The sequence below is a fragment of the Lachnoanaerobaculum sp. Marseille-Q4761 genome, from assembly GCF_017565785.1.
In the GTDB taxonomy this organism is placed as follows: domain Bacteria; phylum Bacillota; class Clostridia; order Lachnospirales; family Lachnospiraceae; genus Lachnoanaerobaculum.
In genome coordinates this window covers 1077656-1091119 of the sequence record NZ_JAGEKB010000001.1, presented here as the reverse complement: position 1 = coordinate 1091119, position 13464 = coordinate 1077656, and the positions used below count along the sequence as shown (strand labels likewise).

12 protein-coding genes, 1 pseudogene and 1 CRISPR repeat array are annotated in these 13464 nt (G+C 34.3%); of the genes and pseudogenes, 2 read left to right on the top strand and 11 right to left on the bottom strand.

Annotated features, from left to right (window positions below):
• Positions 1-128 precede the first annotated feature (128 nt).
• Complete coding sequence (locus J4O15_RS05010) at positions 129-983, top strand: PucR family transcriptional regulator (protein ID WP_208099921.1); 855 nt, start codon at positions 129-131, stop codon at positions 981-983.
• Positions 976-1464: a hypothetical protein gene (locus J4O15_RS05005; RefSeq protein WP_208099920.1), complete on the top strand. Its 489-nt coding sequence runs from the start codon at positions 976-978 to the stop codon at positions 1462-1464. The genes J4O15_RS05010 and J4O15_RS05005 overlap by 8 nt, the downstream gene beginning before the upstream one ends.
• A gap of 236 nt (positions 1465-1700) precedes the next feature.
• A CRISPR array of direct repeats spans positions 1701-2794; the repeat unit is 36 nt; unit sequence GTTTCCGTCCCCTTATCGGGGTTATCATCTTTCAAC.
• Positions 2795-3143: 349 nt separating this feature from the next.
• Here the strand turns inward: J4O15_RS05005 and J4O15_RS05000 are convergent.
• The 11 genes and pseudogenes from J4O15_RS05000 to J4O15_RS04955 form a co-directional block, all read right to left on the bottom strand.
• Positions 3144-3356, bottom strand: coding sequence for a PF20097 family protein (locus J4O15_RS05000; RefSeq protein WP_208099919.1), 213 nt, complete (start codon positions 3354-3356; stop codon positions 3144-3146).
• Positions 3357-3592: 236 nt separating this feature from the next.
• Positions 3593-3724, bottom strand: a pseudogene (locus J4O15_RS16425) (prevent-host-death protein); the annotation flags it as partial.
• 594 nt (positions 3725-4318) lie between these two features.
• Complete coding sequence (locus J4O15_RS04995; protein WP_208099918.1) at positions 4319-5599, bottom strand: L-cysteine desulfidase family protein; 1281 nt, start codon at positions 5597-5599, stop codon at positions 4319-4321.
• Positions 5583-7247: a GAF domain-containing protein gene (locus tag J4O15_RS04990; protein WP_208099917.1), complete on the bottom strand. Its 1665-nt coding sequence runs from the start codon at positions 7245-7247 to the stop codon at positions 5583-5585. The genes J4O15_RS04995 and J4O15_RS04990 overlap by 17 nt, the downstream gene beginning before the upstream one ends.
• A complete protein-coding gene (locus tag J4O15_RS04985) occupies positions 7248-8261 on the bottom strand; it encodes a uroporphyrinogen decarboxylase family protein (protein ID WP_208099916.1) in 1014 nt (337 codons plus the stop codon).
• A 12-nt stretch (positions 8262-8273) separates the two neighbouring features.
• Positions 8274-9296: a uroporphyrinogen decarboxylase family protein gene (locus J4O15_RS04980; protein WP_208099915.1), complete on the bottom strand. Its 1023-nt coding sequence runs from the start codon at positions 9294-9296 to the stop codon at positions 8274-8276.
• Entirely contained in the window at positions 9296-9940 is a 645-nt protein-coding gene (gene dhaL, locus J4O15_RS04975) for a dihydroxyacetone kinase subunit DhaL (protein WP_009219233.1), read from the bottom strand. Before dhaL ends, J4O15_RS04980 begins: the two co-directional genes overlap by 1 nt.
• Positions 9941-9955: 15 nt before the next feature.
• Entirely contained in the window at positions 9956-10945 is a 990-nt protein-coding gene (gene dhaK, locus J4O15_RS04970) for a dihydroxyacetone kinase subunit DhaK (RefSeq protein ID WP_208099914.1), read from the bottom strand.
• Between the two features lie 11 nt (positions 10946-10956).
• Positions 10957-11664 carry an ABC transporter ATP-binding protein gene (locus J4O15_RS04965; protein ID WP_009219231.1) on the bottom strand — a complete coding sequence of 236 codons (708 nt, stop codon included), beginning with the start codon at positions 11662-11664 and terminating at the stop codon, positions 10957-10959.
• Positions 11657-12433, bottom strand: a complete 777-nt coding sequence (locus J4O15_RS04960; protein ID WP_208099913.1) for an ABC transporter ATP-binding protein — start codon at positions 12431-12433, stop codon at positions 11657-11659. Before J4O15_RS04960 ends, J4O15_RS04965 begins: the two co-directional genes overlap by 8 nt.
• Positions 12430-13464 carry a branched-chain amino acid ABC transporter permease gene (locus J4O15_RS04955; protein ID WP_208099912.1) on the bottom strand — a complete coding sequence of 345 codons (1035 nt, stop codon included), beginning with the start codon at positions 13462-13464 and terminating at the stop codon, positions 12430-12432. The genes J4O15_RS04960 and J4O15_RS04955 overlap by 4 nt, the downstream gene beginning before the upstream one ends.

Below are 13464 nucleotides of genomic sequence, written 5' to 3'. Positions count from 1 at the left end.
AAGTTTTGATGCCGAAATCATTATATATAAGGGGGTATTTCCCCCTTTATTTTATTTAATCCCGGTCTGTAATCACCCTTTATCAAAATGCTTTTGACCGTAACATTATTTAAAGCTATAATGTAGATATGAATACTGATATAAAAAATGAATTAAATAAAATATATAAACTTACCGGTGTAAAGCTGAGTATTGAAAATGAAGATGAAGTCGATATTGCGGAATTAAAAAAAATTTCCGCTGCCTATAGGGAAAAATATTCAAATTCCAATCTTCTTTTAAATATACTTGGCGGAGTTTACTCATATAAGGAGCAGGCAGATGCCATAAAGTCACTTGGCATAAAGCCCGGTACCAAGATGCGTCTGTATCTTATCTATGCTCCTGCCGGGCTTGATGAAAATACTGTAAAAATAATTACTTCCCTATATCCCGGTAAAAGTTCGGAATACCTTTGTATGACGGACTCCACCCATATATGCTTTTTATATCCGGGTGAGGACAATATATCACATCCTTTGATAGATGTTATAGAAACCGAAGGAATGACGGGTGCATATATTGCCTACAGCGATATATTTACAGATATATCACTTTTAACAAAGGAATATAAGGAGCTGAGTACCGCCTTAAATATAAACCGGATTTTTTATTCGGACAAAAAAATAACAGGTCCCGGTGATTTGGGTGCAGGTGAGTTGATTTATAATATACCTAAAGCGGTATGTGAGAAATTTCTTAAAAATAATATAGGAGAAGAGATAGATGATGAAAGTATACAGCTTGTAAATACCTTCATTCGTCATAATCTTAGTATTGCAGAAACTTCAAGGTATATGCATATGCATAGGAATACTTTGGTCTATAGAATAGAACAAATCGAAAAAAAATATGGCATTGATATAAAGACCTTTGAAGGTGCAAATATATTTAATATAGCCATATTGATTACTAATTTTTTAAAGGTGAAAAACAATGAATGATACTTTTTATGAATTACTTGTAAAAAAAATAAAACCCGATACAAATGCAATTATGCTTTCAGCTGTCAATATCATTGCAATAGTATTCTTTCTTGTACTCTCAATCTATATACAATTTGCAATAATTCTTTCTGTAGGACTTGGCTTTGTATTTTATTACTTTGTATATCCAAAAATATCGGTGGAATATGAATATTCTTTATTAAATGCCGATTTAACAATTGATGCCATATACAATAAAACCAAAAGAAAAAATCTTCTGAATATAGATATAAAGACTTTGGAAACCGCCTTCCCCGCTTCATCCCCCAAGATGAACGGGAAAAGAAATGTAAAAAAAATTGACTGCTCCACCGGAGATTTGAATACTTCCTACTCCCTTTTTCTTCCACAAAACGGAGAGAATATTCTTTTGCTTATCACTCCCGATGATAAGATGCTTGATATGCTAAAGCGCATAGCTCCGAGGGCTTTTATGTAGACAAACCTGCTATAGCGGTGGGGGATGGGGGGTAGCATAAAATATTGTAATAAGGGATTGCTATTAAATAATAATTTTAATCCCTCTAAAAATAGAAATATCCTGACAAGTACAAGTTTTTTAACTCTGTGGCTTGTCAGGATTTTTTTTGCCTAATTGAGGCATCTATTCTCTCTAATCAAATTTTCACTTTTTTCTTATGCTGTTTTCTCCCATAGCCCTTCAGTAAATAAGTGAATTTCGTCCCCTTATCGGGGGTATCATCTTTCAACTACAATCGGCTACTATGCAATGTTTGAGTATACAAAGTTTCCGTCCCCTTATCGGGGGTATCATCTTTCAACAATTATATAAATGCTAATACAGTAGGCAACTTTGATTGTTTCCGTCCCCTTATCGGGGTTATCATCTTTCAACTCTTTAACTGATGAATCTTTTAATTGTATAATTTGGAAATTCTGTTTCCGTCCCCTTATCGGGGTTATCATCTTTCAACAGTTAATAATTCTACACAGGTAATAAATATGGCTTATCCTATGTTTCCGTCCCCTTATCGGGGTTATCATCTTTCAACGTTCCATCTATTTGATGTTTTAAATCACCATTTGCAACCTGTTTCCGTCCCCTTATCGGGGTTATCATCTTTCAACTGGAAATTCAATCATAACTAAAGCTAAAGCAACATCGTTTCCGTCCCCTTATCGGGGTTATCATCTTTCAACTCTTATAATCAAGATAATATTTCAGGTACTGGATTTTAGTTTCCGTCCCCTTATCGGGGTTATCATCTTTCAACGTTCCATCTATTTGATGTTTTAAATCACCATTTGCAACCTGTTTCCGTCCCCTTATCGGGGTTATCATCTTTCAACGGTTGCTAAGGCGACTGCTGTATGTGCGGTAATTGGGTTTCCGTCCCCTTATCGGGGTTATCATCTTTCAACAATTACCCAAGTGCAGCAGAACTCTACAAGTTAGAGAATGGTTTCCGTCCCCTTATCGGGGTTATCATCTTTCAACTCTATTAGAGAATTTCTTATCACCAGTCTTTTTATACTGCTCTGTTGCTGTTTCCGTCCCCTTATCGGGGTTATCATCTTTCAACATTGTTTAAATCTATCTAAATATGAGCTATTTGCTTGTTTCCGTCCCCTTATCGGGGTTATCATCTTTCAACAATTCTATAATTTTCTCAACCACATCATCTGGTAAATCTATAGTTTCCGTCCCCTTATCGGGGTTATCATCTTTCAACTCACTAACTTCTGTTGAATAGAATAAAGCATCATATAAAGTTTCCGTCCCCTTATCGGGGTTATCATCTTTCAACCCTACCCCCTTTTAGCCCTTATTCTATAAGGCTTCCAAGGGGCTTTAGCGTGCCTAAAATTTAACAATCGTTTTTCGCCCAAAATCTCGTAACATATATTACTCGAGGTGCTTCAAAACCTTTATTTACAAGGGCCGTCTCAAAATTGTAAATTTTAGAATATATATGCAGATTAAAGTATGAATGAATGCATAATTAATCACACCAATATTGGATTCTTAAGACTATTCTATTCTAGCACATACTTCCTTTTTATCCAAGTATATAAATTTATTGTTTATTTGTGGAGACATCTATAATCCTCATCAATATTTTAAATAGCCAATAAAATATACAAGTACCTTACCCTTTATCCAACATCTATAACAATTTTTTTACAATCTCTACATAAATAAGCTACACATTGTTTATTATCTAAAAATGAAGTCAATTCTACATTTTTCTTCCCTATATTAAAAACACTTTGAATAATACCTCCATCCATTGGTTCCCACTTTAAATTGTATCTATCTGTAGGAATTCTCCCCTCTTCCATATCCTTACCACAATAAGGACATTTCATACTCTACCTCCAATCGCCATTACTTATTTGCACTGTAAATTTTTTACTACTTCTTTTGTTGAATCTTTTTATACGCAGTGTAGGTAAAATCTTTTTATTGTCTACACTATCTCCTTATTACATAGCCCTAAATTCAATGTATATCACAAACAATTTGTAATAACATTCAGTTTGTAATTTTAGTATTATTCACACTTTTCAAATTCACCAAAAATTTCTTTTATCGTCTTTGCAGTATAATCTTCAATATCCATAATTACAAAACATCTTATGCCGTTCTTGGTCAAATATACAGGTTCTCTTTTCTGACAGCTTTTTTAAACTTCATTATAATTTATCAAATCAGATGCAGGTAAAATATTTGCCATATTCCTTTGACTTCACATTTCTTCTACTGCTTTTAGTATACACAAGAAGCTGTAATATTCAACTTAAGTTTTTACAGCTTTTTGTGTTTTATAAATCCACTTTATATTCTGTTACCTTCATAATCAATGCAACAAAAATATAATACCTGTGTACAGTAATTAAACCCTTCATAGCTGTATTGTATGCCCTGCACTTGCACTCTTTATTTGCAGTTTGCTATAAAAAAATTATTATACAAGGTGCAAATATATCAAACGCAAATCTTACATTGAGAATGGATAGTGAGCTGAAAGAACAGGCATCAGAACTTTTTAAAGCAAAATGAAACTGCATATAAGGCTATTGAATCTGCAAAGAATAATGAAGTTATATATTGACTATTTGATATGGTAAAGTATTTAATGAGTACTTTAGATGCTTAAACTCATGCACACATTTGTTACGATTTTATAATAAAAAAGAGACTATACAGTCCCTTTTTTATTACTATCTTGATAAATCACCTGCTTGAACTTTAACATGTTTTTATACTTTATAAAAATAAAGACAAAAAATAACTTTATCTGTTTTAATCATCCATAAAGAACTTCCATTTACTCCTTACCGATCATCATATCTATAATTTCATCATTGGTCGCCTTCATTCCCTCTCTGCCAAGTCTTCCAACATTCTTTATAGTAGGCTCTATCCCGTTTGCAACAATTCCGTCTCCTGAATAAAACTGCTGCCCGGATTTATACATAGTATAACCGAAGATGCCGGCATCCACCGCCGCAGCAATCTTTGCAGCACAGGAAGATTTTGCACCGTCACATATCATCCCGGAAAGTATTGCCACAGCATTTACAACTGTGTGCTCCACTTCTTCAAAGCCTCCTCCGCATAAATATGCTATTCCGGCTCCACTTCCTGCACCTGCACTTACCACTCCGCAGTAAGCTGAGAGTGTGCCTATACCTGTCTTTTGATGTATTGCGGTTAAATTGGAAAGTACCAATGCCCTGTAGAGTTTCTCTTCATCTACACCAAGTTCTTTTGCATAAACTATTACAGGAACCGAAACCGTTATACCCTGATTTCCACTTCCGGAATTTATAATTACAGGCAGTTCACAGCCATTCATCCTTGCATCCGAACCGGCAGCTGCCATTGCCTTTGCTCTGGTTTTAACACTGTTTACATCACTCTCCAGCAAAACCTTCCCTATGTTTGCTCCGTAGTTATTTTTCATACCCTCTATGGATATATTCATATTGCAATCTATCTGAGCTTTTATAATTTCCCTTACATCCTCTAAATCCACACTTTGGGCAAAGTCCCAAATATCTTTCATATTTAATATACTTCTATCAGTGTTTTTCTCAGAAGAATCCGTATATGCCAAGTCTTTTTTTAGTATTTTCCCGTCCTTTTCTATAGACACAACATTTGTATGCTTATCCAGTATATGTACCTTAACACATGAACCTTTTGCATAAGCAAAAAGTATTATTTCAAATGTTGCCCCTCCTTTTAGATGTTCCACCTCAATACAGACAGTCTTTGAATATTTTTGTATTTCATCCGACTTTTCTTTAGGCATATAGGCTATTACTTCCAATTCTTTATCCGGATCTCCTCCTATTACACCTGCACAGATTGCAGCTTCTATACCCTTTAGCATGCCTGTATTAGGTATCACAACAGATTTAACATTTTTAATTATACTTGTGCTGACCTTTACCTCCAATTTTTCAGGTAGAGTTTCCAAATATTTTCCGGCCAATGCCGCCGCATAGGCTAAAGCAATAGGCTCTGTACAGCCCATGGCCGGCTTTAATTCTTCCTTTAATATTTGTAAATAGGAATTATACTTATCACTGTTTTTTTCCATAGCTTGTATTTTTCCCCTCCATCTTTTTTAATCTTCTGTATAAGGTTGAACGTGACATTCCCATAATTTCATATATTTCTTTTTGAGTTTTCCCCTGTTTTATCAGCTTTTGCAGATACTTTTCCTCAAATTCGCTTACAGACATCTCCATAACAGACTTTTTTTTGACAAACTTTTTATATTCACTTGAATTTGACCTTACCATACTCTCTATCAAAGTATCCAATTCTGTAAGACTGTAGTTTTCTTTTATTTCCCATAAATCTGTAATTGTATTTTTTGATAAAGAAAAGCCCTTATTCTTATAAATGCCTGAATAATATTTCACTGCATTTTTTATAAACCCGTCAAAAAGTTCATATTCATCATCTATATTGTCTATGCCTATTTGTGAGATATCGGACAGATATTGATATAATTTTTTGCTGAACAAACCGTTTTCACTGAGATCATATAAATTTTCCGAGGTACAAAATATAAGTCTTACCCTTTCTTTAAATGCCCTGTCATTTTCTTTTATAAAATCCGCAAATCTGTCCTGAATATGCAAATTCATTCCCTCAGGTTGTACTATTACAAAAGCCCCTTTTTGTGTCATCTTTAATATTCCATACTCACTTATAAAAAACTCATCAAGTAAATCCCTATAGATGTTTTGCATATATATTACTCTAATATCTTCAAGCCTTCTTTCAGAATAATTAAAGATAGCCTTTGCTAAAAGTTCGTTCAGTGCATTATCCTTGCTGTGTATTAAAATATCCCCTGTTTTTCCTGCAAGGATTTTTGCCTCATCCAAAACTTCCTGCTTTATATATTTTGCAAGCCATGTAAATGTTACTAAAGAACCACTTAAATAAAATTTTTCTTTTTTCTCAGAATTTTCGTATTCATCAAAACGACATATAAAACCCTTATCTTCTATAGTCAAATTTACAGGTTCTAAACTCAGCCTGCCATAAAAAAGCCTTTCATTATATTCTAAAGACAGTTTTATATTTTCAATTTTTTTATTCTCGGCATATAAGCTTAAAATATCTTTGTATATTTCCTTTAAATTTCCGGGTCTGTAAAGTATACTGTCCTTTTTTTCAAAGAGTTTTCTAAAAGCTTTATTGAAAAATATTATATTTGCGTATTGATCAGTATACACTAAGGCTTCATTTGTAAAATTAAGTATTGATTCTATCTTTTGCATTCTATTTTTTAAAGATTTTCTCTCATTAATTTCATTTATGCGTATACCAATCAAATCCGCCATATTTTCCATAAAAAACAAAGCTGATTCAAGTTTTTCAAATAACTTTTTTACCTTGGATTTTTGCAATATAAGTGCCAGTACACCTATAATTTTGTTTTCATATTTTATAGGCACCCCTATAAATCCCCTCATCTTGCAAATTTTATATTCCTTACATTTTCTGCAACTGTCTATATCGGATTTGTCCTGTACATATATTTTCTCATTCTCACTAAGAACTTTCGCAATTAATGAACCTATCTTTATATCATTATACACGGAAAAGTACTTCAAAGACTTTCCTATAATATCCATGTCATCATCCACAATAATTACATCTGTATCAAGCACATCCGCTATAACAGCCGCAAAGTTATCCACAAAACTCTTAATCTTTTTACTCTTCACTTATTCGGCCTTTGTTTTTACATATTCCCTTGCTATATTTCTTATTAACTCAAGCCTTGACTTATCTATATCCTCAGATATTGTACAGTCGGCTCCCAATCCTACACCTTTTGTACCGGCTTTATCAAGAATATCATAAATATATTCTTTTAAGTCATTTTCACTTCCTGTATACAATATACTTCCCTTTGCATTGTCAAAGCCTCCTATCACAGGTTTTCCGCCAAAGATCTTTTTTCCTTCTTCAAGCGAAATATTCTCAGTAAATACCGCCCAGTTAAAAGCTTTTACAGGGTAATCCTTATACCATTCCAGATTATTGGTATATTTAGCATAACCGCAGATATGCAGTATTATATTATTTGTAAACTCATTTATATAATCCAGTAATAGTAAATCAAGGCTTTCAACATACTTTTTATGAAATTCATGATTTATGCTTTTATCCTGCACCGCCTGAACACTGTAATATACACCGTCTACCTTGGTTTCTTCAAACAACCTTTTTACAAGTATTTTTATATCATCCGCTATCCGTTTTGCAGCTTCACATACCGCATCCGTATCCTCTCTTAAAAGTCTGACAAATTTTGTAAAATCTTCATCATACTCCTCAAAACGAAGTCTTATATATTGAAGAGGAGAGAAAATATTATAATACTTATAGACCTCATCTCCTGCATATTCGCAAATCTCTTTTACATACTCCACCTGCTTATTTATCCAATCATGATCCTTACCTACCGATTTAATTTCTTTAATTTCTTCTATTGTCTGTATATTTTTTTCACAAAGAGAAGGGTGTCCGAAAAATCCGTCTGACATTATCTTTACAAAATCCGGCTTTACCTCATCTATGTATTTCTTTTGTTCATTTACTACTGTTTCATACACTTTACTGTCATCATAATTGTAATGATTGTGGAATGAAACAAAGTGATGCCAGAAAGCTACAGGTACTGTTTCAGATTTTTCATTTTTTAAAAAGCTGTCTAAAAGTTCTTTTCTGTTCATATTAATAATCCTTTATTTATTGTATTTTATTTTTTGATATTTATGTGAAGCATCCGATATGATTCTAAGTCTGTCATCATCTATGTCATTTGGCACTGAACAATCAGCTCCTATTATATATCCCTTATATCCGTTATTTAAAATCAAGTTATGTGTATATTCTGAAAGTTCATTATCACTTCCGGTATCTATCAGTGTACCCGGGCTGTTGGCAAAGCCTCCCATCACACATTTTGCACCGAATATTTTTCTTCCTTCTTCAACTGAGATATTCTCAATAAAAGATGCCCAGTTATAGGCTCCGGCTTTATAATCCTTATAATAAAGCAAGTTGTTCTTATGTCCGGCATAACCGCAGATATGTAAGATATTATACTTACTGTATTGATTTGCAAAATCAAGCAAATCAAGTTCTGTAGTCCTTATATATTTGTCATAAACTTCCTTACTGTATTTTTTGCTCTGAATATTTTGAACACAGTAGTATATTCCGTCCAAGTCCGTTTCTTCAAATAACTTTTTTACCAATATCTTTAAGTCTTTTTGTATTTCCAATCCTGCCTCATTTAGTTCTTTTGGAAAATTTTCCGCTAAATACACAAATCTGTCAAAATCCAAGTCATGAAACTCCAGTTTTATCCTTATTACCTGTAATGGAGCAAACACATTGTAAAATGTCAAAACTTCATCTTTAAATAAATCAACAAGTTTTTTTACATGCTTTACCTGCTCCTTTATCCACGGATGATCCTCACCTATACTTTTGATTTTAAGTAAATCCTCTCCGTTTTGTAATTTATTTTCCATCACCGGCGGATAACCCATAAAACCTTCATTCATAAGCTTCATCATATCAGGATTAATTGTTTCATAGTATTTTTTATGTCCGTCAACTGCTCTTTTCAGTATGTTTTCATCTTCTAATCCTCTGAACTGCTCTTTTCCCAGTATAAAGTGATGCCAAAAACCTACAGGAACTCTTTTCACTTCCTCGTTTGCAAATACTTTTTTTAAAAGTTCCCTTTTATTTTCCATCAAAGCTTTTCCTCCACCGCTTCCATTAGACAAACAAGCTGGTATGACATTGTAACGGCTCCCGGATCCAAATGCCCTACACCTTTGTCCGCCTGATAAGTTGCTCTCCCCTTTACAGCTTCCATCTTTGCCGTCTCATTGGCACCGTCTATAGCAGCTTTTTTAACTTTCTCACACAAAGTTTTATCATCATCATTTTCTCTTAAAGCTTCTTCATAAGCTTTAACAGCCGGATAAAGACTGTCTATCATAGTCTTATACCCCGCCTTTGCCTGACCTCTTGACATAATCGCTTCAAGCATTGCCTTTAAAACTTCATATAAACTTTCTCTATCAAGAAGTTCTACTTCCTTTAAGGTTTTTGCCGCAGCCAGATATGCACTTCCGTATAATACACCTGAAGATCCTCCTATAACGGACATCATTGTCTTTCCTATCTCTTTCATTCCTTCGGATAAACTCATCGCTTCAATGTTTTTTATGTTTTCGGATATTTTTCCAAAACCCATATCCATATTTGCCCAATGATCCCCATCTCCTGTAGCCAAGTCCAAGTCTGTAATATACTCTTTATTTTCATGTATTTTTGTATATGCCTTCACCATATATGAGGCATAATCTTTCATGCTTAACTCAAATCCCATAATCTCACCTATTATTTAGCAGTTTTTCCATGCCGGAGTATCACATGGAGCATCTAAAAGTTCTTTAAGTTCATTATCAAGTTTCATTAAAGTTAGTGAACAACCCGACATATCAAGAGCTGTTGTATAATTTCCGACCATATTTTTGTATACCTTTATATTTTTTTCTTCTAAAAGATTACAAACCTCTCTGTTCAAAATATAAAGTTCCATAAGCGGAGTTGCTCCAAGTCCGTTTACCAAAAGAGCTACCTCACTGTTACTGTAATCATAGTCTTTTAAAATTTTTTCAAGCAAAGTCTTGGCAGTTTCTTTTGCAGACTTTATGGAAGTTCTTTCTATTCCCGGTTCTCCATGTATGCCCATTCCCACTTCCATTTCATTCTCAGCCAGCACAAATCCGGGTTTACCGACTGCCGGCAAAGTACAGGCACTCATTGCCATACCCATACTTCTTATATTTGCTATAGCTTTGTTTGCCGCTCTTTCCACCTCTTCCAAAGATGCACCTTTTTCAGCCATGGCACCTGCTATTTTATGAACAAAAACTGTTCCTGCTATGCCTCTTCTTCCTGTTGAGTAGGTGCTGTCTTCTACAGCCACATCATCCTTTACTATAACAGTGGCAACCTTTTTATCATCCGCCTCCGCCATATCTTTTGAAAGTCCGAAATTCATAATGTCTCCGGAGTAATTTTTAATAACAAGCAATACTCCCTCGCCTTTATCAACTCTTTCTATAGCTTCACTTATTCTGTCCGGACTTGGTGATGAAAATATATTTCCCGCCACTGCCGCATCAAGCATACCTTCACCTACATAGCCGGCATGTAAAGGCTCATGTCCTGAACCTCCTCCTGATATTATACCCACTTTATTTTTCAGTTCTTTTCTGACTATAAGTTCAAATCCGGGAACATACTCCAATTTATCCTTATATGCCATTTGCATACCTTCCAATGCTTCTTTTACAACATCATTAGGATTGTTAATTATTTTCTTCATTTTTTCCCCTTCTAAGCTATTCCTAAATAAGCTTTTCTTATCCTGTCATCCTTTGCTATATCTTTAGCATTTCCGCTAAGACTTACAGTTCCGTTCTCAAGAACATAGGCTTTATCTGATATTGATAATGCCATGTTTGCATTCTGTTCTATCAAAAGTATGGTAACTCCCTGCTTATTTATTTCTTTTATCATATCAAATATCATCATTACAAAATTCGGAGCTAATCCAAGAGACGGCTCATCCAATAAAAGCAGTTCCGGAGCTGACATAAGTGCTCTTCCTACGGCAAGCATCTGTTGTTCTCCTCCTGATAAAGTACCTGCACTTTGCTTATATCTTTCCTTTAATCTTGGAAAAAGCTTATATACTCTTTCATAACCTGTACTTATATCATTTTTTGAACTTACAGTATAAGCTCCAAGTCTTAGGTTTTCTTCAACGGATAACTCAGGGAATACCTCCCTTCCCTCGGGAGATATTCCTATTCCCAGCTTACTTAACTTATATGTGCTTATATTTGTTATATCTTTATCCTTAAAACTTATTTTTCCATTACTGCTTTTGCACACTCCCATGACAGAATTAAGCAAAGTTGTTTTTCCGGCTCCGTTGCTTCCGATCAGTGATACAATTTCACCCTTTCCGACTTCCATATCTATGCCTTTTAACGCATGTATAACACCGTAATATGTATGTAAATCACTTATTTTAAGCATTTGCCACACCTCCCAAATAAGCCTTTATAACATCTTCATTTACGGCTATTTCTTCAGGCAATCCGTTTGCTATAGGTTTACCGTGGTCTATAACATATATTTTATCCGATATATTCATAACAACACTCATGTCATGCTCTATCATTAAAACTGTATATCCCATAGTCCTTATCTTTTTGATAAACTCCATAAGCTCAGCGGATTCCTTTGGATTCATTCCTGCCGCAGGCTCATCAAGTAATATAAGTTTTGCTCCGGTTGCCAGGCATCTTGCAATTTCAAGTTTTCTCTGTTCCCCATAAGGCAGATTCGAAGCATATTCGTCTCTTCTATGATCAAGTCCTATAGCTTTTAACAATTCTATTGCTCTTAAAGTCTCTCTGTCTTCTTCCTCTTTAAATTTCCCGTTTCTAAAGATAGCTGAAAAAAATCCGTATTTAGTATTAAGATGTGCACCTATTAATACATTTTCTATTACACGCAAATCATTAAAAAGCCTTATATTTTGAAAGGTTCGTGATATGCCGGCCTTTACAATATGTATAGGGGCTTTGTTTTGTATCTCTTCACCTTTAAAGATTATGCTTCCCTCATCCAGTGTATAAACTCCGGTTAATATATTAAAAACCGTTGTTTTTCCGGCTCCGTTTGGCCCTATTATACTTACTATCTCCCCCTCATTCAGTTCAAGACTTACTCCGTCAAGAGCCAGTATTCCGCCGAAACTCTTTTTTATTCCCTCTATTTTAAGCATTACTTCTTTTTTCATAGGACATTTCCCTCAAGCTTATCCGCTCTTTCCTTTACGCTTTTTGAAAGAGCATAAGGTAATACGCTTTTATAACCTAAAATCCCCTGCGGCCTGAATCTCATCATTAATACAAGTATAATTCCGTAAAGTACAAATCTGTATTCCATAAGAAATCTTGATACTTCAGGGAATGCTATAAGTATAATCGCACCGACAAACATTCCCCTAAGTGTTCCCATACCTCCAAGTATAACTATACTCAGAATGAGAGTTGACACATCAAAGTTGAAAGTATTAGGATCTATATATCCTATCAAAACTGAATACAGGCTCCCACCAAAAGCACAAATCATGGCAGATACGACAAATGCAATTATTTTATAATAATTAATATTTATACCCATCATGGTTGCAGCAAGTTCATCGGTTTTTATGGCCTGCAAGGCTCTGCCTGTCTTTGATTTTACAAGTAAGTAGCAAAACAAACTTATCAAAATAACAGTTATAAGCATCATATAATATAAACCATAATTCGTAACATTAAGAGTGAAGCCGAAAATACCGGGCTTTGGTATATTCTTTATTCCTAATGTACCGTTTGTCAAAGCGGTAAAATTCATTGCCGTCATCTTTATTATTTCACCGAATCCAAGTGTTATTATAGATAAATATGTTCCGGACACTCTAAGACTTGGAAGTCCCAGTATCATCCCTATGACACCTGCTACAATCATTCCTACAAGGCTTGCAGCAAAAAAATTAAATCCATGCCTTACAACCAATATAGAACTTGCATAAGCCCCTATGGCAACAAATCCTGCATGTCCCAGTGAAACCAGCCCGGTATAACCCGTAAGTATATTAAGCCCCATTGCCAGACATACATATACACCTATTTTTATAATTATGGTCAGAAAATACTGATTGGAAAACACAAATGGCAAAATTGCAAACAATATAAGTGTAATTAAGAGCAAATATATCCTGTAGGTATATGTAATTTTTTGGAATTTATACATTAAATTTCCTTCTTTTGCATCTTTATTCAT